The following is a 20427-nucleotide window of genomic DNA, read 5'->3' on the forward strand; positions in this document are numbered from 1 at the left end:
GCTTCGCAGCCCAGCGGGAGCAAGCTCCCTCGCCACACAAGCTCTCTGGCCATTAGTGAAGTTCACGATCCAGCCACACCACCGCCTTGCCAATCTGCTGCCGTGCCTCAATCCGCGCGTGCACCTGCTGCACCTCTTCCAGCGCGTAATGCCCTTCGATATCCACCGTCAGCGAACCTTCGAGCATCGCTGCAAACACCGCATTGGCACGCCGTTGCACGGTCGGGCCGTCGGCCATGTGGTCGTTGAGCCGTGGGCGAGTCAGGAACAGTGAACCGGCTTCCCCCAACTCCATCGGGTCCAGATCAGTGATCGAACCGGAGACGTTGCCGTAATTGACGATCAACCCCCGCGTGCGGCACGCCCTGAAGCTCTCGCGCAAGGTGGCCTTGCCCACCGAATCGAACACCACATCCACGCCCTGCCCTTGCGTGGCCTCCAACACCCGCTCGGCAAACCCGTCGTATTGCCAGGCCTGATCCGCGCCACGCTCAAGGGCAATCGAGCACTTTTCGAGGCTGCTGCCGGTGGTGAACACCGTGGCACCGAGCCGATGGGCCATTTGCACCAGCAACTGGCCGATGCTGCCGGACGCCGCGTGGATCAAACAGCTGTTGCCCGCCTGCAACCGCGCGACGTCTTCAATCAGGTAGTGAGCCGTGCAGCCCTGGAACATCGCCGCAGCCGCCTGATCGAAGCCGATCGCATTGGGAATCTGCGCCACTCGCGCGGCGGGCACGCTGGCGTATTCGGCGAACGCGCCCCATGAAATGCACCAGGCCACCCGATCACCCGGCGCCAGATGGCTCACACCCTCGCCTACCGCCACCACCACACCCGCGCCTTCCATACCCAGGGTGCACGGCAGCCGTACCGGGTAGGTCACCGACTTGGCGTACTTGCCCTGGCGGGTGTGAACATCCATGAAATTGATCCCGGCACAGGCCACCTTGACCAGTACATGGCCGGCGGTCACCTGGGGTTTGGGCACATCAAGGCGCAGTTGAACAACTTCCGGGCCGCCGTAGGTTTCAAGGGTGAGGGCTTTCATCGCGGGACAACTCCGTTTGCAGTGGGAATGCGCCATGGTAAAAGGCGCTAATCTGTACGAGAATTCCCCAACACCTCCCACCCTCCGTGCGAAAATAACCCGATGTTCGACTGGCAGGATCTGTATTTCTTCACCGTGCTGGCGCGCACCCAATCACTGTCGGCTGCCGCCCGCGAGCTGCAGGTGGAACACGCCACCGTCGGCCGGCGCGTCGATGCCCTGGAAAAAGCCCTCGGCGTCAAACTGGTAGACCGCCTGCCCCGCAGTCGGCCGCTCACCGAGGAAGGCCGGGCACTGGCGAAATTGGCGTCAGGCATGGGCGACATGGCCACCGAAGTGATGCGCCTGTCCCGCGTGGCCTCGATCGAAGTGGCCGGCACCGTGCGGGTCAGTTGCCCGCCGTCGATTGCCATCCACTGCATCGCGCCCCATGTCGCACGGTTCAGGGCGCAGTATCCCAAGCTGAATATCGTGTTGATGTCCTCGACGACGCTGGCCGCCCTCGACAAAGGCGAAGCCGACATTGCCCTGCGCACGGTGCGTCCCGATGAGGAAGCGCTGGTACGCAGAAAGGTCGGCGCCGTGCGTTTCGGGCTCTATGCCACGCCCGAGCTCAAGCAGTTACCCGCTGAACAGTGGACGTTCATTGCCTATGACGCCACCCGCGACCACCTGCCCCAACAGGCGTGGATGCATCAGGTGCGCGGCAACCGCACGATTGCCTTCGCCGCCAGCGACCTGATCACCCAGCAAATGGCCGCCCGGTCCCAGGTGGGTGCGGTGGTGTTGCCCACGCTGGTGGGAGATCACGACGCGGCATTGGTGCGCCTGGCAACGACCACCGAAGGCCCGGTTCGCGATATCTGGCTGACGGTGTATCCGGATATGCGCCGCTCGCCTTCGGTGAAGGTGGTGATGGAGTTTCTGGTGAGCTGCATTGAAGGCGAGCCGCAGTTGCGGCGGTGAAACCGATTACTGCGCGGCGTACTGTTCGTCGCTGACCTGCTCCATCCAGTCCACCACCTTGCCGTCGAGCATTTCGTTGATCGCGATATGGGTCATGGCGGTGTTCGCCGTGGCGCCATGCCAATGCTTGACACCGGGTGCAATCCATACCGTGTCGCCGGGGCGAATGGCCCGCACGGCCTCCCCCGCATTTGCATTGTTGGTTGACGCGTTGCGTTATCGCGGCTGAAAGAAGTCCGTCAGGGCCGCGCCCAAGCCATCGAACACCACGGCGATGCGCGGGACCTTGCGCATGTCCTGATGCATGGCGATCCACACGTCAACCTTGAAATCCACCTGCGCGGGCAACACCCGCACCAGCCCGTGACGTTGTGCCACCTGGGCTGAACACACGCCGATCCCAAGCCCCGCACGCAGAGCGGCCAACTGCGCGAGGTGATCGTCGGTGCGAATCACCGTACTGGGCGCCAAACAGTCGAAACCGCGCTCACCCAGGAATTCGATCTCCAGCAAGTTGCGGTCCGGCCCGATCAGCGGGTAGCCGTGCAATTGCGCAACGGTGTCCGGCGTGCCCTGCTCTGCCAACAGTTCGGGTGCGGCGTACAACCCTACGTGAAGGTCGCCGACCTTGCGCGCGACCACCGTGGATTCGACCGGGCGACGGATGCGTACGGCGACGTCGGCCTCTTGCCGGGCAAGTGCCTGCAGCCGATTGGATACGCTCAGTTCGATGGCCAATTGCGGATGATCACGGCGCAGGCTGCGCAACATGGGCGGCAGCACTTCAACGCCCAGCAGCTTGCCGCTGGTGAGCCGCACCGTGCCGCCGGCGAGGGCCGTGTCGGCCGAGGCTGCGCGGCTGAAGGCGTTGGCGGCAACGGCCATCGCTTCAACGTGGCTGATCAGGTCCTTGGCCGTGTCGGTGGGCAACAGCCCGGCGGGTGAGCGGATAAACAGGCTGACCCCGACGCTCTGCTCCAGGGCCTCGATCCTTCGCCGCGCAGTGGCCTGGGCGATCCCCAGCAAACGGGCCGCGCCCGACAGGCTGCCGGTGCGCAACACGGCGAGGAAGGCGCGCTGGGTTTCCCATTGGAGTTGCGGGGCGTTCATACATTTCCTGTGAGCCGCTGGGCAGTTTTGGCGGATGTTCTTTGTTCGGGGGCTGCGGCATGCTGGCGAGCATAACCGATGGGGCTTTCGCCCTCACTTTGCACAGGATCGTTTTTGATGACACTCACGGGCCAATGTCGCTGCACCCGCGTGACCTACACCCTCGATACCGACGCGCCGCTGGCGGTGTATGCCTGCCATTGCCGCCACTGCCAGACCTGGAGCGGCAGCGCGTTTGCCCTGCATGCGCTGTTGCCGGCGGATGCGCTGCAGGTTGAAGGTTCGCTGACGGAATATGCCTATGACGTTGATGGGCAGCGCTCGGAACATCGGTTGTGCGGGGTGTGCCATACGCGGATCTGCAACACCACGACGGCCGCGCCGGGGTTGGTTGTGCTGCGGGTCGGGACACTGGATGAGAGCCCGTCCGTGCAGCCGGTGGCGCATATCTGGCTGCGGCACAAGCAGCCGTGGGTAACACTGGCGGAGGGTGTTCCGACCTGGCCGGAAAGCCCTACGCCCCAGGCGTTTGCGCAGGCGTTGAGCGTTCCCCTGTAGACATGACTCACACCCACACTGTGGCGAGGGAGCTTGCTCCCGCTGGGTTGCGCAGCAACCCCAAAAGCATTGACCGGCCCATCCTGAAAGACCGCAGCGGCCTACCAGGGGGCGCTTCGCACCCCAACGGGAGCAAGCTCCCTCGCCACATTGGGCTCTGCGTCGATGTTGAGACTCAGCACTTCGCCATTGCGCAACTGCCAGGCGAAGAAGTCTGAAAAGTCATCGCGAACCAGGGCGCGAATCGCCTTGGCGACAACCCCATGGGCAACCAGCACCACCACCTGTTGCCCATGGTTCACCAGCAACTGATTCAATCCGCCCCGGATGCGCTCGACGAACTGCGAGATTGACTCACCGTCCGTGGGTGCCCGCTCCCATTGCCGGGTAATATTCTGCGCCCAAAGGTCGGGATAACGCTGCGCCGCCTCCGCCTGGGTCAGTCCCTCAAACACCCCCACGCCGCGCTCACGAAACGCATCCAGCGTAGGCAGTTGCAGCCCATCATCCGCAAACACAATGGCCGCCGTTTGCTGAGCCCTGCGCAGCGGCGAGACCATGACGGCGTCGATCTGCGCCGGCAATTTTTCCCGCAACTCCCGCGCCTGCAGCACGCCCCGTTCGTTGAGATCAATGTCCAGCGAGCCCTGGTAACGCCCCTCGGCATTGGCTTGAGTTTCGCCGTGACGAACAACATACAACTGCATACCGCCCTCCTTCATCCTGACGCTGAAAGGCCGCGAACGACGCACCCGATAAAGGCCTAAGCTAAGATCGAAAAATTATTTATCGAATGTTTTTTAGAACAATAAGCTCACCTTAATCCATTAAGAGTCGAGCACGCCATGCCCCAGTTTTCGCTCCATCGCCTTTTCATCGCAGGCCTTGCCACACTGGGCCTCTGCACCACCCTGAGCACACAAGCCCAGGAAACCGTACGCATCGGCTACCAGAAATCCTCGACCCTGATCACCTTGCTGAAAACCCAGGGCACCCTGGAAAAAGCCCTCAAGGCCGACGGCATCGACGTCACCTGGCACGAGTTCCCCAGTGGCCTGCCGCTGCTGGAAGCACTCAACGTCGGTAACGTGGATATCAGCGCCGACGTGGCCGACACCGTGCCGATCTTCGCCCAGGCCGCCCAGGCCAAGCTCACCTACTTCGCCCAGGAAGCGCCCTCGCCCCAAGCCCAGGCGATCGTGGTGCGCAAGGACTCGCCGATCCAGCAACTGGCGGATTTGAAAGGCAAGAAAATCGCCGTGACCAAGGCCGCCGGCACTCACTATTTATTGATCGCAGCCTTGAACAAGGCGGGGCTGGCCTTCTCCGATATCGAGCCGGCGTACCTGACGCCCGCCGATGGCCGCGCTGCGTTTGAAAACAACAAGGTTGATGCCTGGGTCACGTGGGAACCGTTCCTCACCAGCGTGCAGCGCCAACTGCCCACCCGCACCCTTGCGGACGGTACCGGGCTGGCCAGTTACAAGCGCTATTACCTGACGGGTACGCCCTATGCCCAGGCGCATCCCGAAGTGCTGAAGCTGGTGTACGAGCAGTTGCACCAGGCTGGCGAGTGGGTGAAGAGCCACCCGCGTGATGCCGCGAAAGTGCTGGGGCCATTGTGGGGCAACCTGGATGTGGAGACTGTCGAGGCCGCCAATGCTCATCGCAGCTATGAGGTGCAACCGGTGACGCTGGATCAGTTGGGGGAACAGCAGAAAATTGCGGATGCGTTCTTCAAGGCGGGGTTGTTGCCCAAGGCGGTGGATGCGCAGGATGTGCAGGTGTGGAAACCCTGAGGCAGTCAACTGTGGGAGCCGGGCTTGTCCGCGATGCAGACAACTCGGTACTCCAGTCATACCGCGGTGATGCCATCGCAGCCTCGCCAAGGCTCGACAGCTCCCACAGGTGATGTTCAGGGCCTGGACTATCGGCGGTGTCAGCTTTTACGCGTCGCGTCATCCAGCGCAAGGATGGTGTGAGCATTGGTCACCGTGGTCGCCAGGGTATTGATCACTCCCGAACGCAACGCCCCCAGCGTTGCCGCCGCCTTGGTGTTTTCACTGGCAATCGCCACCACATCCGGAATCCGAAACAGCTCCTGCACCGTCAACCCGATCACCCGCCCCTGAATCGCGTTGACCGCCGGCTGGCCATGAATGTCGATGAAGTCATAACCCATCATGTCCCCCACGGTGCCGGACAACCGCGCCTGGGCGATTTCCTGGGGCGAAAACCACCCCATGCGCACCATGTTGCTGTTTTCACTCATGTCACCGATGCCGATCAACGCCATGTCCGCACGGCGGGCACGGTCAAGCGTGGAACGCACCGTATCGTTGCTGATCAACACCCCACGCAGTTCCGGGTTGGCCACCAGCGCCGGGGCGTACAGGCTTTCACTCTCGCCACCAAACCGCAGGGCCAGGCGCCGGCAAATATGGTCGGGATTCATGTATTCACCCGCCTTGAGCGAACCGCCAATGGCGCACACAAACGTACAGTTGCGGGTCACCGGCAAAAACACATTATCGGCCACCGCACCGACGTTACGCCCCATGCCGACCGCGACGATCATGCCGTCACTGAGGGTTTTGTTCAGGTAGTTGGCCACTAGGCTCGCCACCGCCGAGCGCTGGGTGTCCGGGTCGCTGTGGTCGACCGCAATCAACGCGCGGTCCAGCTGGAAGCGCTCCACCAGCGCCTGTTCCAGCTCGTTGTTCATCGCCGGGTGCTGCAACACCCGCACCTCGACAATCCCTTCATCCCGTGCGCGTTTGAGCAGGCGGCTGACTTTTGCCCGGGACAGGTCGAAGCGCTTGGCGATGGCTTCCTGAGTGACGTTCTCAAGGTAATAGAGCATTGCCACTTCGGTCATCAGGTCGATGTCGCTGGCGATGCGCTGGGTACTGTCACTCATGGGCACGGGCTTCCGTTTCGGTGTCAAAGGCGCATTCTCCCGACTCTTGCCCCGTTCCGTCCACTACTGATGCCCGTCACGCTCGATCGCGTTGATGCGGTCGACCTTGGCCCCGGAACGCGCGGCTTCGAACTCCGACTCCAGGAACGACTTGACGACGCTCTTGGCCAGTTCCGCGCCGATCACCCGTGCACCGATGGACAGGATCTGCGCATCGTTGCTCTTGCGTGCCCGCTCCGCCGAATAGGTGTCATGGGCCTGGGCCGCACGAATCCCCAGGACTTTGTTGGCCGAGATGGCCATGCCGATGCCAGTGCCGCACACCAGCACGCCCAAGCGTTGCTCGCCGGCATTGATCGCCGTGGCCACCGCCAGGGCAATGTCCGGGTACAGCACCGGCGCCGTGGAGTGGGTGCCGAAGTCCGTCACCGGGTAACCCAGCGCCTCGATATGGCGCTTCAACAGTTCTTTGAGCTCATAACCCGCTTCATCGCATCCGATAGCCACCGGGAAAGGTGTGTTCATGGCGTTTGGCTCCGCTGCCGTTTTGGTTGCTGGAGAGTGATCATATGATCACTCTGTGAAATTTAGCTCAGTCATTTCTCGGATATTCCAGTCGCCCTGTCAAGCAGGATTTAGCTGACCTTCCAGTCAAAGCCCTCTAAACCGGCGTACTTTGCGCAAATCCATCCATTTACAACTTTTCAGTGAAAGAGATTGACTGATCAGAATTTCATTTGATACACATATGCTCACAGCGAAACATGACTGTGCGACCTAATAAGAATTCACAGCACGAGGACACGCCGATGGCCACGCCATTACTGCTCCAGGCTGAACACGTCGCCAAGGCTTACGCCGGGATTCCTGCCCTGCGTGAGGGGCGCCTCTCTCTGCGGGCCGGCAGCGTCCACGCCCTGTGCGGCGGCAATGGCGCAGGCAAATCGACTTTCCTGAGCATCCTGATGGGCATCACCCAGCGTGACGCCGGGACCATCCTGCTCAACGGCTCCCCCGTCCAGTTCAACCGCCCCAGCGAAGCACTCGCGGCGGGGATCGCGATGATCACCCAGGAGCTGGAACCCATTCCCTACATGACCGTCGCCGAAAACATCTGGCTGGGCCGCGAACCGCGCCGCGCCGGCTGCATCGTCGACAGCAAGGAGCTCAACCGGCGCACTCGCGAACTGCTGGAAGGCCTGGAGTTCGACGTCGACGCCACCAGCCCCATGCATCGCCTGAGCGTGGCGCAGATCCAGCTGGTGGAGATCGCCAAGGCATTCAGCCACGACTGCCAGGTGATGATCATGGACGAGCCCACCTCGGCCATCGGCGAGCGCGAGGCCGAAACCCTGTTCAAGGCCATCCGCCGCCTCACCGCCCGTGGTGCCGGCATCATCTATGTGTCGCACCGCCTCAGTGAACTGGCGCAGATTGCCGACGACTACAGCATCTTTCGCGACGGCGCCTTCGTTGAGACCGGGCGCATGGCCGATATCGACCGCGCCCACCTGGTGCGCGGCATCGTCGGCCAGGAACTGACCCGCATCGACCACAAGGTCGGCCGCGAATGCGCCGCCGAATGCTGCCTGGACGTCGACAGCCTGAGCCGCGCCGGCGAGTTCCAGGACATCAGCCTGCAACTGCGCCAGGGCGAGATTCTCGGCATCTACGGGCTGATGGGCTCGGGCCGCAGCGAATTCCTCAACTGCATCTACGGCCTCACCACGCCGGACTCCGGCAGCGTGACCCTGCAAGGCAAACCGATGCCCATCGGCCTGCCCAAGGCAACGATCCAGGCCGGCATGTCACTGGTCACCGAAGACCGCAAGGACAGCGGCCTGGTGCTCAGCGGCAGCATCCTCTCGAACATCGCATTGTCGGCGTACAAGCAGCTGTCGAGCTGGTCGCTGATCAATGCCCGCAAGGAAAACCAACTGGCCCAGGACATGGTCAAGCGCCTGCAGATCAAGACCACTTCCCTGGACCTGCCGGTGGAATCCATGAGCGGCGGCAACCAGCAGAAAGTAGTGCTCGCCAAATGCCTGTCGACCCAGCCGATCTGCCTGCTGTGCGATGAGCCGACCCGGGGCATCGATGAAGGCGCCAAGCAGGAGATCTATCACCTGCTGGACCAGTTCGTGCGCGCCGGCGGCGCGGCAATTGTGGTGTCGTCCGAAGCCCCGGAATTGCTGCACCTGAGTGACCGTATTGCCGTGTTCAAAGGCGGAAGGCTGGTGACCATCAGCAGCGATACCGCCCTTTCCCAGGAAGCCTTGTTGAGTCTTGCCTCATGAATGCCAAATCACTTTCTACACCTGCAGCCGCCCCCGTCACGACCGCACCCCGCAGCCGCCTGCGCCTATCCCTCGACCGCTTCGGTCTGCCGCTGGTGTTCATCCTCCTGTGCCTGGTGATGGCCTTCGCCAGCGAATACTTCATGACCTGGCGCAACTGGATGGACATCCTGCGCCAGACCTCGATCAACGGGATCCTCGCCGTGGGCATGACCTACGTGATCCTGACCAAGGGCATCGACCTGTCGGTGGGCTCGATCCTGGCCTTTGCCGGGCTGTGCAGCGCCATGGTCGCGACCCAGGGCTATGGCGTGCTCGCGGCAGTCAGCGCCGGGATGTTCGCCGGGGCGATGCTCGGGGTGGTGAACGGCTTTATGGTCGCCAACCTGTCGATCCCGCCCTTTGTCGCGACCTTGGGCATGCTGAGCATTGCCCGGGGCATGACCTTCATCTTGAACGACGGCAGCCCGATCACTGACCTGCCCGACGCCTACCTGGCGCTGGGTATTGGCAAGATCGGCCCGATCGGTGTGCCGATCGTGATCTTCGCCGTTGTCGCGCTGATCTTCTGGATGGTGCTGCGCTACACCACCTACGGCCGCTATGTGTACGCGGTGGGTGGCAACGAGAAGAGCGCGCGCACCTCCGGGATCGGCGTGCGCAAGGTGATGTTTTCGGTGTACGTGGTCTCGGGCCTGCTCGCCGGGCTGGCCGGTGTGGTGCTGTCGGCGCGCACCACCTCTGCCCTGCCCCAGGCCGGCACCTCGTATGAGCTGGATGCGATTGCCGCCGTGGTAATCGGCGGCACCAGCCTGTCGGGCGGTACCGGCACGATTGTCGGCACGCTGTTTGGCGCATTGCTGATCGGCGTGATCAACAACGGCCTGAACCTGCTCGGCGTGTCCTCCTATTACCAGCAGGTCGCCAAGGGCCTGATCATCGTGTTCGCAGTGCTGATTGACGTGTGGCGCAAGAAGAAACGCTAGTTCTGAAAACTACCACTACAACAATAACGGAGTTCTCTCATGAAACCTGGTACGACTTTGGCCGCCGTCGCGGCACTCTCCCTGCTCGCCAGCAGTGTCACCCTGGCCGCCGATGGCAAGACCTACAAGATCGGCGCCGCCGTGTACGGGCTCAAGGGCCAGTTCATGCAGAACTGGGTGCGCGAGCTGAAGGAACACCCCGCAGTCAAGGACGGCACCGTGCAGTTGACCGTGTTCGACGGCAACTATGACGCACTGACCCAGAACAACCAGATTGAAAACATGGTGACCCAGCACTACGACGCGATCCTGTTTGTGCCGATCGACACCAAGGCCGGCGTCGGCACCGTGAAGGCCGCCATGAGCAATGACGTGGTGGTGATCGCCTCCAACACCAAGGTGGCGGACGCCAACGTGCCTTATGTTGGCAACGATGACGTGGAAGGCGGTCGCCTGCAGGCCCAGGCCATGGTCGACAAACTCAAGGGCCGCGGCAACGTGGTGATCATCCAGGGCCCGATTGGCCAGTCGGCGCAGATCGACCGCGAAAAGGGCGAGATGGAAGTACTGGGCAAGCACCCGGACATCAAGATCATCGAGAAGAAAACCGCCAACTGGGACCGCGCCCAGGCCCTGGCCCTGACCGAAGACTGGCTGAACGCACACCCCAAGGGCATCAACGGGGTGATCGCGCAGAACGACGACATGGCCCTCGGCGCGGTGCAGGCGTTGAAGTCCCATGGGCTGACGTCCAAGGATGTGCCGGTGACGTCCATCGACGGCATGCCGGATGCGATCCAGGCGGCGAAGAAAGATGAAGTGACCACCTTCCTGCAGGACGCCCAGGCCCAGTCCCAAGGCGCGCTGGATGTGGCGCTGCGGGCGCTGGCCGGCAAGGATTACAAGCCGCAGTCGGTGATCTGGGAACGTTATGGCAAGGACGTGAAATGGGGTGACGGCACCGCCAGGAACTACATCCTGCCGTGGGTGCCGGTGACCAATGCGAATGCGGATGCGCTGTATCAGCAGGTGAGCGGTACGAAGTAAGTTTTGACTTGAAACCCGGTCAAGTGTGGGAGCGGGCTTGCTCGCGAAAGCGGTGGATCATTCAACAGATGTGCCACCTGATACACCGCTTTCGCGAGCAAGCCCGCTCCCACATTGGATCTCCACCGATCTGAAAAATGGAGTCATGTTCATGTCTGGATTCTGGAATCAAGCCTTCGACCTCACCGGCCGCTGCGCCGTGATCACCGGCGGGGCCGCCGGGATCGGTCTGGCTTGTGCCAGCCTGCTGGTGGAACGCGGCGCGCGGGTGGCCCTGCTGGACCGCGACCCGGCCGTGGTCGAAGTCGCCGCCAGCCTCGGCGCCGGGAACATCGGCATCGCCGTGGACCTGCGCCAACTTGACCAGGTGCACAGCACCGTCGATTACGTATTCGATCACTTCAAACGCCTGGATTATCTGGTCAACAGCGCCGGCGTCGCCCTGCTGGACAAGGCCCTGGACGTCAGTGAAAACGCCTGGGACACCACTCTCGACATCAACCTCAAGGCCAGTTTCTTCGTGGCCCAGGCCTGCGCCAAACACATGCTGGCCCAGGGCAGCGGGCGCATCGTCAACCTCGCCTCCCAAGCGGCGGTGATCGGCCTGGACCGTCACGTCGCCTACTGCGCCAGCAAGGCCGCCGTGGTCGGCATGACCAAGGTGCTCGCCATGGAATGGGCGCCCCACATCAACGTCAACGCCATCTCCCCGACCATCGTCGAAACCGCCCTCGGCAAAAAGGCCTGGGCGGGCGAGCTGGGGGAACGGGCCAAATTGCAGATCCCGGCGGGCCGCTTTGCCCAGCCGGAAGAAATCGCCGGGCTGGCGTTGTACCTGCTCAGCGACGCCGCACAGATGATCACCGGGGAAAACGTGGTGATCGACGGCGGCTACAGCATCCAGTAATTGATCTTTTGTCGTGAGGTTTATCGTCATGTCTACCGTTACCGAACGCACTGCCGAACAACTGTCCCCCGTCATTCCGAAAACCATGCAGGCCGTGGTCTGTCACGGCCCCGAAGACTATCGCCTGGAGACCGTCGATGTGCCGACGCCCGGCCCCGACGAAATCCTCACCAAGGTCGAGCTGTGCGGCATCTGCATGGGCGACATCAAGACCTACCGCGGCGCGCCCTCGTTCTGGGGCGACGCCGAGCAGCCGCGCTACGTGAAGCCGCCGATGATTCCCGGCCACGAGTTTGTCTGCCGCGTGGTCGCCCTCGGCCCCGGCGCGGAAAAGCGCGGGGTGAAGGTCGGCGACCGGGTGATTTCCGAACAGATCGTGCCGTGCTGGGGCTGCCGCTTCTGCAACCACGGCCAGTACTGGATGTGCCAGAAACACGACCTGTACGGCTTCCAGAACAACGTCCAGGGCGCCATGGCCCAGTACATGATCTTCACCAAGGAAGGCATCATCCACAAAGTACCGGACTCGATTGCCCCAGACGAAGCCATCCTGATCGAACCCCTGGCCTGTTCGCTGCACGCGGCGGAACGGGCGAATGTGGATTTCGACGACATCGTGGTGGTGGCCGGCGCCGGCACCCTGGGCCTGGGGATCATCGGTGCGGTGCGCATGCGCAACCCGAAAAAGCTCATCGTGCTCGACATGAAACCCGAACGCGCCGCCCTCGCCCTGCGCATGGGTGCGGATGAAGTGTGGAACCCGGCTGAAGTCGACGTGATGGCGAAGATTCGCGAGATCACCGACGGCTACGGTTGCGACATTTACATCGAAGCCACCGGGCACCACAAGGCGGTGAACCAGGGCCTGGCGATGTTGCGCAAGCTGGGGCGCTTCGTGGAATTCAGCGTGTTCAACGACGAGGCCACGGTGGACTGGTCAATCATCGGTGACCGCAAGGAACTGGACGTGCTGGGCTCGCACCTCGGCCCCTACATGTACCCGCGCGCCATCGACTTTATCGGCAACCGCAAGATCGACATGCGCGACGTGGTGACCCACAAGTTTGCCCTGGCGGACTTCAAGGAAGCGTTTGCGGTGATGGAGCGCGGGGACAAGTCGCTTAAAGTCGTCCTGGAACCCTGATTGGCCCAATAACACAAAACCCTGCGGGCGCCGGGCTTAGGCTTTTTGTGGGAGCTGGCTTGCCTGCGATGCAGACGCCTCGGTCTGTCTGTGACACCGAGCCGATGCAATCGCAGGCAAGCCAGCTCCCACAAAAGCCCCCGGCTCCCACACCAAGAACAAGAACACAGGAAACCGCGTTATGAATCGAGTGATAAACGATCCGGACCAGGTGGTCGAGGACATGCTGCGGGGTATTCTGGTCGCGCACCCCGAGCTGCGCCAATACGAAACCAATCCCCGGGTGATCGGCAAGGCCAAGCCGTCACCACAGGGCCGGGTGGGCATCGTGACCGGCGGCGGCTCCGGCCATGAACCGGCGTTCCTTGGCTATGTCGGCCCGGGCCTGGTGGACGCCGTGGCCGTCGGCGAAATCTTCTCCTCGCCCACCGCCAAAAGCTTCTTCGACGCCTTCCGTGCCGCCGACCACGGCGCCGGGGTGGCGTGCCTGTACGGCAACTATGCCGGCGACAACATGAACGTGAAGCTGGCGATGAAGATGGCCGCCAGCAAGGACATGCGCATCCGCACCGTGGTCGCCAACGACGACGTGGCCTCGGCGCCCAAGGCCGACATCGCCAAGCGTCGCGGTGTGGCAGGCGAGATCTTCATGTGGAAGGTCGGCGGTGCGGCCGCGGCCCAGCATTACGACCTGGACGGGGTGATTCGTGTCGCCCAGAAAGCGGTCGACAACTGCCGCTCCATCGGCATCGGCCTCACGCCCTGCACCATCGCAGCGGTGGGCAAGCCGAACTTCCAGATTCCCGACGGGCAGATGGAATTGGGCATCGGCCATCACGGCGAGCCTGGCATTGAAGTCATCCCGATCGAATCCGCCGAGGCCATGGCGGCCCGCATGCTCGCACCGATCCTCGCCGACCGCGACTTCAGCCAGGACGACAGCGTGGTGGTGCTGGTCTCGGGCCTGGGTGCGACGCCGGTGATGGAACTTTACATTTTCTACGCCGAGGTTGAACGTCAGCTGCAAGCCAGGGGCTTGAAGATTCACCGCTGCTACGTGGGCAACTACTTCACCTCCCTGGAAATGATGGGCGTGACCCTGACCTTGCTGGGCCTGGACGCCGAGCTGAAATCCCTGATCGACCAACCCTGCCGTTCCATCGGCATGACCCAGGCGGACTAAACCATGAGCCAGCATTTCTCCACCCACGACGGCAGCGCCATCGTCGCCGACCTGGTCAGCGTGATCGTTGCCAACCGCGAATACCTGAGCGAAGTCGACGGCGCCATTGGCGATGGCGACCACGGCATCAACATGGCCAAGGGGTTTGCCCATTGCGGGCGCACCATTGAAGGCCGCCAGCTGACCCTGGCCGAAGCCCTGGATGAGTTGACACTGAGCCTGATGGAAGGCATCGGCGGTTCCATGGGGCCGTTGTATGGCAGCCTGTTTATCGGCATGGCGGATGAGGTGCGCGGCAGCGAACAGATTGACGCGGCGACCTTTGCCCATTTGCTGCGGGGCGGGTTGACCTCGTTGCAGGACATCACCGAAGCCGGCGTGGGTGACAAGTGTTTGATGGACACCTTGATTCCGGCGGTGGAGGCGTTTGAACAGGCCCATGGGTCAGGAGCGTCATTCAGCGATGCGCTGGAGGCGATGAAAAGTGCTGCTTCGCGGGGGCGGGATTCCACCAGGGATCTGGTGGCGAAGATTGGGCGTGCCAGCCGCCTGGGCGAGCGCTCGTTGGGTGTACTGGATGCCGGAGCGGTATCGTGCTGCTTGATACTGACGCGATTGGCGGATTCGGTTCAACCGCGGTTGGTGTAGTGCTTGAAATGACCCCTTCGCGAGCAAGACCGCTCCCACCTTCGACCGAGTTCCATCTTTGGAATGCCGTCGAAGGTGGGAGCGGGCTTGCTCGCGAAGGCAGCAACACACTTAACCCGTGAAGCACCTAACCCGCCGCGATCAAACCTTCAACCTGGCTACCTGCTTCACCTGCTCTATATACCGCGCCACCGCCGGCGCCTTTTCAAAGCGCCGGTAAATCAGCGACAACCAGGACGACGCCTCGCTGCCTTCAATGCTGCGGTACACGACATTCGGCAAGCTCACATGCCCCACCACCGACTCCGGCACCACCGCCACGCCCTGCCCCAGTGACACCAACGCAATCACCGCCACCAACCCACCCGGCTGCGGCCCCAGGCGCGGCGCATAACCACCCTGCGCCGCCACGTGCAGCGTGCCGCTGATCTGCTCGGGCAAGATAAACGTCTCGTTCTGCAGATGCTCGCAACTGATTGCCTTCAACCCCAGCAGCCACGAATCCTGGGGCAACGCCAGCACAAACCCCTCACTGCTCAACCGCACCGCTTCGACCCCATCAGGCAAGGTCATCGGCGAACGAATGTAGCCAATGTCGAAACGCCCCTCCGCCACCAGCCCCGGCAACGCCGCCATGGGGCTCTCACGCACGCTGAGGCTCACGTCCGGGCAGTCCGCGCAGAACGACTGCACCTGGCGCTGCAACAACCCCGAATACACCGCCGACGCCACATAACCCAGCTCGATATGACCGATCTCGCCACGCCCGGCGCGCTGGGCATTGCGTTGGGCAAACTCGAACTGGCGCACGGTGGCCTCTGCCTCGATCAGCAAGGCCGCGCCCGCCTCGGTCAGGCTGACCTCGCGCTGGCGGCGGATAAACAAGCGCGTACCGAGGGTGGTTTCCATGTCCTGGATCTGCCGGCTCAGGGTCGGCGGCGCGATACCCAGCTGTTCGGCAGCACGGGTGAAATTGCGTTGCCGGGCAACCGCCAGGAAGTAGCGGAAATGACGTATTTCCATCACAGGATTAGCTCAAAGGTAATGAAGTTCTGTATGGCGCCTAACAAGGACGCCACCTGCCGGGGATAAGCTCGCGGTACGTTCACAGTAGAGAGGCTTTCCCATGTTCGTCAAATCATTGGTCCTGGTGCTTGCCGGTCTTTGCACCGTGCCCGCAGCGCTGGCCGCAGAAGCCCCCGCAAGCATTGCCCACAAGGCAATCCTGAGCCTGGCAACGGCCCAGCAGATCGCCGCACACGCGCGCAAGGTCGCCGCCGACAAGGGCTGGCCCTGCGCCGTAGCCATCGTCGATGACGGTGGCTGGCCGATCCTGACGCTGCGCATGGATGGCGCTCCCGTGGTGGCCGGTATTGAGCTGGCCCAGGGCAAGGCGCGCACTTCCGCGCTCTTCAAGCGGCCGTCCGGGGACCTGGAAAACGCTATCAACAATGGCCGCCCGGCAGCCATCACCGCCGGCCTGTTGATGATGAAGGGCGCCCAGCCAATCATCCTTGAAGGCCAGGTAGTGGGCGCCATCGGCATCAGCGCAGATACTCCGGCCCACGATGACGAGATCGCCCTCGCGGCGGTGGCTTCGGTGCAACCATGAGCAAGGTCAGCCCGCGCCTGACGCTGCTGACCGCCTCCGGGGTCTGTTCGCTGATCGTGCTCGACACCAACATCGTCGCCGTGACCCTGCCGAGCATCGCCCGGGACCTGGGGGCGAATTTTGCCGATATCGAATGGGTGGTCAGCGCTTATATGCTGGCCTTCGCCGCCCTGTTATTGCCGGCCGGAAGCATTGCCGACCGCTTTGGCCGCAAGAAGACCCTGGTCTGGGGCCTGGGTATTTTCATCCTCGCCTCCCTCGGCTGCGGTGCGGCGCCGAGTGCGTTGTTCCTGGATATCGCTCGCGCCGTCAAAGGTGTCGGCGCAGCGCTGCTGCTGACCTCGGCCCTGGCCTCCATTGGCCATACCTTCCATGACGAAGTGGAGCGCGCCAAGGCCTGGGCCTTCTGGGGCGCGTGCATGGGCGTGGCGATGACCGCCGCACCGACCCTCGGCGGGTTGATTACCCAGTACCTGGGCTGGCGCTGGATTTTCTATCTGAATTTGCCGGTCGGCCTGGTGCTGATGGGACTGGTGCTGCGCGCGATTCCGGAATCCCGCGATGCCCAGGCTGCAAGGCTCGACCCTTGGGGCAGCCTGAGTTTCAGTGCCAGCCTGCTGTGCCTGATCTGGGGCTTGATCGAAGCCAACCGTATCGGCTGGGACAACCCGCTGACTTATGCGCGGCTGCTGGGAGGCGCTGCGTTGCTGGGTGTTTTTGTACTCGCCGAACGCCTGCAACAGCGGCCCATGGTCGACCTGCAACTGTTCAGGCACCCGCGCTTTATCGGCGCACTGCTGGGGATGTTCGCCTACGCCGGCTGTGCCCAGGTGATGATGACGCTGCTGCCGTTCTACCTGCAAAACGGCCTGGGGTTCTCCGCGATTGCCTCCGGGCTGGGCATGTTGCCGTTTGCCTTGACCATGTTGATTTGTCCGCGGATAGGCGCACGCCTGGCCGGCCGCTTTGCCCCGGCCACTCTGATGGCGACGGGGCTGGCGCTGGTGGGTTGCGGCAACCTGCTGAGTGCCTGGGCGGTCAATATCGGTGGTTATCTGCCGTTCGCCCTGGCGATTGCCGTCACGGGGGCCGGCGCGGGATTGCTCAATGGCGATACGCAGAAAAACATCATGGCTTGCGTGCCACGGGACCGCGCGGGGATGGCGTCGGGTATGAGCACCACCATGCGCTTCAGCGCGATCATGTTGGCGATTGGGGTGTATGGGGCGTTGTTGAGCAGCCATAGCGAACAGTTGCTGCACACGAGCATCGGCTCCCAGTGGCAGGAACAGGCGGCAGGGATTGCTTCACGGGTAGTGGCGGGCGATATGCCGGCGGCCATGGCGCTGCTGCCTGAAACGGCACGAGGGATGGTGCAGCCACTGGCGCGGCAGGCGTTTGTCGGCGGGTTCAGCGTGGTGTTGTGGGTGGCGGGGGTGTTGGGTTTGCTGGGGGCGTTGGTGGTGGGCTCGTTGATGCGGCATCCCATACCGGCGGTGCCGCAGGCCTCTTTACTGACTCGATAATGCGACCACCACGACCCAATGTGGGAGCGGGCTTGCTCGCGAATGCGGTGGGTCAGTCAATACATCTGTGACTGATCCACCGCATTCGCGAGCAAGTCGAATCGTCGCACCGCCGCTCCCACATTTTGATCTTCGAACGTCAGCCGGAATTGTTACCAGAAACGCTGCTGGGTCAGGCGACTCCACCAGGTCAGCAGCACCCGGTCGACCGAACCGCTGGCCGCCAGGCCCACCCGCTCCTGCAGGCTTTTACGCTCGGCATAGTGCAGGTGGAACACCTCGGCGGTCTTGGCCTTGGTCGCCAGGTATTCGTCGCTGGTTTGCAGCTGGTCCACCAGTTGCTTGTCCAGCGCCGCGACGCCCAGCCAGACTTCACCGGTGGCCACGTCATCAATGGCCAACTGCGGGCGGTAGCGCGACACGAAGTTCTTGAACAGTTGATGGGTGATGTCCAGGTCTTCCTGGAACTTCTCGCGGCCCTTCTCGGTGTTTTCGCCAAACACGGTCAGGGTGCGTTTGTATTCACCGGCGGTCAGCACTTCGAAGTCGATGTCGTGCTTCTTCAGCAGGCGGTTGACGTTGGGCAACTGCGCCACCACGCCAATCGAGCCAAGGATGGCAAACGGTGCGCTGATGATCTTCTCGCCGATGCACGCCATCATGTAGCCGCCGCTGGCCGCGACCTTGTCGATGCACACGGTCAACGGCACGCCCGCCTCGCGGATACGCGCCAGTTGCGACGACGCCAGGCCGTAGCTGTGAACCATGCCGCCGCCGCTTTCAAGGCGCAGCACCACTTCGTCCTTGGGTGTGGCCAGGCTCAGCAGTGCCGTGATTTCATGGCGCAGGCTTTCAGTGGCCGAGGCCTTGATGTCGCCGTCGAAATCCAGCACGAACACCCGTGGCTTGGCTTCTGGCTTCTTCTTGCCCTTCTTCTTTTCGGCCTTGCCTTCAGACTTGCGCAGGGCCTTGAGCTGGTCCTTGTCGAGCAGGGTCTGCTCCAGGCGCTCACGCAAACCCTTGTAGAAGTCATTGAGCTTGCTGACCTGCAACTGGCCGGCAGCTTTGCGGCGGCCTTTGCTGCGCAGTGCGGCGAAACTGATCAGCACCACCAGGATGGCGACGACCAGGGTGACGGTTTTAGCCAGGAAAGTAGCGTACTCGGCCAGAAAATCCATGTGACTCCTTACAAGTGCAGTGCGCCAGGCGCGGATTGCCCAAGCATACCGACGCCACCGCCATGGGGCCAGTGATCAAACCGCCAGCAGCGGGCCTCTAACGACCTTTTAAAACAAGCGTATGTTTTTTCATTGACAGCTTCCCGGCATCCTCATAACCTCGCCAGACTTTCAACGTACCGGGAAAACGGACGTGGGCAGCATCTACCTGATTCGACATGGCCAGGCCTCCTTCGGTGCAGACGACTACGACGTGCTGTCGCCCATCGGTGTGCAACAGGCGCAAGTGCTTGGCCGCCACCTGGCGGAACTGGGCCTGAGCTTCGACCGCTGCGTGTCGGGCGACCTGCGCCGCCAGCAGCACACTGCTACCGCCGCCTTCGAACAATACAGCGCCCTCGGCCTGCCGGTACCCACGCTGGAAGTCGACAGCGCGTTCAACGAGTTCGACGCCGAGGCGATCATCCGCGCCCTGCTCCCGGACCTGCTGCACAGCGAACCCGAAGCCCTGCATATCCTGCGCAACGCCGCGCAAAACCGTGGCGAATTCCAGCGCATCTTTTCCCTGATCATCGAACGCTGGCTGGCCGGCACCTACGACCCGCCGGGCCTGGAAAGCTGGCTGGGATTTGTCGAACGTGTCCAGGGTGGCCTGCAACGCCTCCTCGAAGCCGCCGACAACCGTGACAAGATCGCCGTGTTCACCTCCGGTGGCACCATCACGGCCCTGCTCCACCTGATTACCCGAATGCCTGCCGCACAGGCCTTCGAACTGAACTGGCAAATTGTTAACACCTCGCTCAACCAGCTGAAATTCCGTGGTCGCGAGGTGGCACTGGCTTCCTTCAACAGCCATACCCACTTGCAACTGTTGAAGGCGCCGCAGCTCATCACTTTCCGATGAATTGCGGCCAACCGTGACCCCAAGGTCACTGGACTCACCATAAAAGGATCGAAACCATGACTGACGTAGCTAAAGCCGTAGAAGCAATGAAAGCCAAATTCAACCCAGCCGCTGCCGACGGCCTGGACCTGGTGTTCGGTTTCCGTATCGACGACACCCAGAACTTCTCGCTGGTCGTGAAAAACAAAACCTGCGAACTGCTGGAAGGTGAAAACCCGGACGCCCAAGTCACCCTGGTGATGGACGGCGAAACCATGAAAGGCATCGTTGACGGCTCCACCGACGGCATGCAGGCATTCATGGGCGGCAAACTGCGCACTGAAGGCGACATGATGCTGGCCATGAAATTGAGCGAGCTGTTCCCGGCCTGATCAGGGCAACCCTGGCAAG

21 protein-coding genes and 1 pseudogene are annotated in these 20427 nt (G+C 62.6%); 14 read left to right on the forward strand and 8 right to left on the reverse strand.

The genetic code is table 11. The features are described from left to right. Positions 1 to 52: 52 nt before the first annotated feature. Positions 53 to 1051, reverse strand: coding sequence for a quinone oxidoreductase (locus HX824_RS21570; RefSeq protein ID WP_177055045.1), 999 nt, complete (start codon positions 1049 to 1051; stop codon positions 53 to 55). A 102-nt stretch (positions 1052 to 1153) separates the two neighbouring features. On the opposite strand from HX824_RS21570, the gene HX824_RS21575 reads away from it, so the two are divergent. Continuing rightward, on the forward strand, positions 1154 to 2017 hold the full coding sequence (locus tag HX824_RS21575; protein ID WP_177022116.1) for a LysR family transcriptional regulator: 864 nt from the start codon (positions 1154 to 1156) through the stop codon (positions 2015 to 2017). A gap of 6 nt (positions 2018 to 2023) precedes the next feature. Here the strand turns inward: HX824_RS21575 and HX824_RS21580 are convergent. Together HX824_RS21580 and HX824_RS21585 are read right to left on the reverse strand one after the other, a co-directional pair. Beyond that, a pseudogene (locus HX824_RS21580) lies at positions 2024 to 2203 on the reverse strand (cupin domain-containing protein); the annotation flags it as partial. 30 nt (positions 2204 to 2233) lie between these two features. Next, positions 2234 to 3127: a LysR family transcriptional regulator gene (locus tag HX824_RS21585; RefSeq protein ID WP_102605159.1), complete on the reverse strand. Its 894-nt coding sequence runs from the start codon at positions 3125 to 3127 to the stop codon at positions 2234 to 2236. 117 nt (positions 3128 to 3244) lie between these two features. On the opposite strand from HX824_RS21585, the gene HX824_RS21590 reads away from it, so the two are divergent. After that, on the forward strand, positions 3245 to 3685 hold the full coding sequence (locus tag HX824_RS21590; RefSeq protein ID WP_177008644.1) for a GFA family protein: 441 nt from the start codon (positions 3245 to 3247) through the stop codon (positions 3683 to 3685). Between the two features lie 101 nt (positions 3686 to 3786). On the opposite strand, the gene HX824_RS21595 is transcribed toward HX824_RS21590, so the two are convergent. Then, entirely contained in the window at positions 3787 to 4392 is a 606-nt protein-coding gene (locus HX824_RS21595; protein ID WP_177055046.1) for a histidine phosphatase family protein, read from the reverse strand. A 138-nt stretch (positions 4393 to 4530) separates the two neighbouring features. Here HX824_RS21595 and HX824_RS21600 point away from each other — a divergent pair, with 138 nt between their 5' ends. Further along, positions 4531 to 5484 (forward strand): aliphatic sulfonate ABC transporter substrate-binding protein, encoded by a 954-nt coding sequence (locus HX824_RS21600; RefSeq protein WP_134326328.1) that lies wholly within the window; start codon positions 4531 to 4533, stop codon positions 5482 to 5484. Between the two features lie 140 nt (positions 5485 to 5624). Here the strand turns inward: HX824_RS21600 and HX824_RS21605 are convergent, their stop codons facing one another. Continuing rightward, positions 5625 to 6605 carry a sugar-binding transcriptional regulator gene (locus HX824_RS21605; RefSeq protein ID WP_003215718.1) on the reverse strand — a complete coding sequence of 327 codons (981 nt, stop codon included), beginning with the start codon at positions 6603 to 6605 and terminating at the stop codon, positions 5625 to 5627. Between the two features lie 63 nt (positions 6606 to 6668). Next, a complete protein-coding gene (gene rpiB, locus HX824_RS21610; protein WP_102368794.1) occupies positions 6669 to 7130 on the reverse strand; it encodes a ribose 5-phosphate isomerase B in 462 nt (153 codons plus the stop codon). Positions 7131 to 7414: 284 nt separating this feature from the next. Here rpiB and HX824_RS21615 point away from each other — a divergent pair, with 284 nt between their 5' ends. The 7 genes from HX824_RS21615 to dhaL all read left to right on the forward strand — a co-directional run bounded on the left by HX824_RS21615 (position 7415) and on the right by dhaL (position 14817). Then, positions 7415 to 8902 carry a sugar ABC transporter ATP-binding protein gene (locus HX824_RS21615; protein WP_003215714.1) on the forward strand — a complete coding sequence of 496 codons (1488 nt, stop codon included), beginning with the start codon at positions 7415 to 7417 and terminating at the stop codon, positions 8900 to 8902. Continuing rightward, entirely contained in the window at positions 8899 to 9888 is a 990-nt protein-coding gene (locus tag HX824_RS21620) for an ABC transporter permease (protein ID WP_003215711.1), read from the forward strand. Before HX824_RS21615 ends, HX824_RS21620 begins: the two co-directional genes overlap by 4 nt. Positions 9889 to 9927: 39 nt before the next feature. Continuing rightward, positions 9928 to 10935: a substrate-binding domain-containing protein gene (locus HX824_RS21625; RefSeq protein ID WP_087694868.1), complete on the forward strand. Its 1008-nt coding sequence runs from the start codon at positions 9928 to 9930 to the stop codon at positions 10933 to 10935. A 151-nt stretch (positions 10936 to 11086) separates the two neighbouring features. Then, positions 11087 to 11842: an SDR family oxidoreductase gene (locus tag HX824_RS21630; RefSeq protein ID WP_076016986.1), complete on the forward strand. Its 756-nt coding sequence runs from the start codon at positions 11087 to 11089 to the stop codon at positions 11840 to 11842. 28 nt (positions 11843 to 11870) lie between these two features. Further along, positions 11871 to 12986 (forward strand): erythritol/L-threitol dehydrogenase, encoded by a 1116-nt coding sequence (locus tag HX824_RS21635; RefSeq protein WP_008434653.1) that lies wholly within the window; start codon positions 11871 to 11873, stop codon positions 12984 to 12986. Positions 12987 to 13167: 181 nt separating this feature from the next. After that, on the forward strand, positions 13168 to 14169 hold the full coding sequence (locus tag HX824_RS21640; protein WP_003215684.1) for a dihydroxyacetone kinase subunit DhaK: 1002 nt from the start codon (positions 13168 to 13170) through the stop codon (positions 14167 to 14169). A gap of 3 nt (positions 14170 to 14172) precedes the next feature. Then, positions 14173 to 14817 (forward strand): dihydroxyacetone kinase subunit DhaL, encoded by a 645-nt coding sequence (gene dhaL / locus HX824_RS21645; RefSeq protein ID WP_003215682.1) that lies wholly within the window; start codon positions 14173 to 14175, stop codon positions 14815 to 14817. 141 nt (positions 14818 to 14958) lie between these two features. On the opposite strand, the gene HX824_RS21650 is transcribed toward dhaL, so the two are convergent. Continuing rightward, the gene (locus HX824_RS21650; protein WP_102605152.1) at positions 14959 to 15840 is read right to left on the reverse strand and encodes a LysR family transcriptional regulator; all 882 of its coding nucleotides are present in this window, start codon (positions 15838 to 15840) and stop codon (positions 14959 to 14961) included. 103 nt (positions 15841 to 15943) lie between these two features. Between HX824_RS21650 and HX824_RS21655 the strand changes: the two genes are divergently transcribed. Together HX824_RS21655 and HX824_RS21660 are read left to right on the forward strand one after the other, a co-directional pair. Then, on the forward strand, positions 15944 to 16429 hold the full coding sequence (locus tag HX824_RS21655) for a heme-binding protein (RefSeq protein WP_177008647.1): 486 nt from the start codon (positions 15944 to 15946) through the stop codon (positions 16427 to 16429). Further along, positions 16426 to 17955 (forward strand): MFS transporter, encoded by a 1530-nt coding sequence (locus HX824_RS21660; protein ID WP_177055047.1) that lies wholly within the window; start codon positions 16426 to 16428, stop codon positions 17953 to 17955. Before HX824_RS21655 ends, HX824_RS21660 begins: the two co-directional genes overlap by 4 nt. 152 nt (positions 17956 to 18107) lie before the next feature. Here the strand turns inward: HX824_RS21660 and sohB are convergent, their stop codons facing one another. After that, positions 18108 to 19133, reverse strand: a complete 1026-nt coding sequence (sohB, locus tag HX824_RS21665) for a protease SohB (RefSeq protein WP_008434663.1) — start codon at positions 19131 to 19133, stop codon at positions 18108 to 18110. Between the two features lie 193 nt (positions 19134 to 19326). On the opposite strand from sohB, the gene HX824_RS21670 reads away from it, so the two are divergent. Both HX824_RS21670 and HX824_RS21675 read left to right on the forward strand, forming a co-directional pair. Further along, positions 19327 to 20037 (forward strand): histidine phosphatase family protein, encoded by a 711-nt coding sequence (locus HX824_RS21670; protein ID WP_177019898.1) that lies wholly within the window; start codon positions 19327 to 19329, stop codon positions 20035 to 20037. A 56-nt stretch (positions 20038 to 20093) separates the two neighbouring features. Then, on the forward strand, positions 20094 to 20408 hold the full coding sequence (locus HX824_RS21675; protein ID WP_017479029.1) for an SCP2 sterol-binding domain-containing protein: 315 nt from the start codon (positions 20094 to 20096) through the stop codon (positions 20406 to 20408). The last annotated feature ends 19 nt before the right edge of the window (positions 20409 to 20427 follow it).

This window comes from Pseudomonas sp. D4002 (assembly GCF_013385665.1).
Taxonomy (GTDB): Bacteria; Pseudomonadota; Gammaproteobacteria; order Pseudomonadales; family Pseudomonadaceae; genus Aquipseudomonas.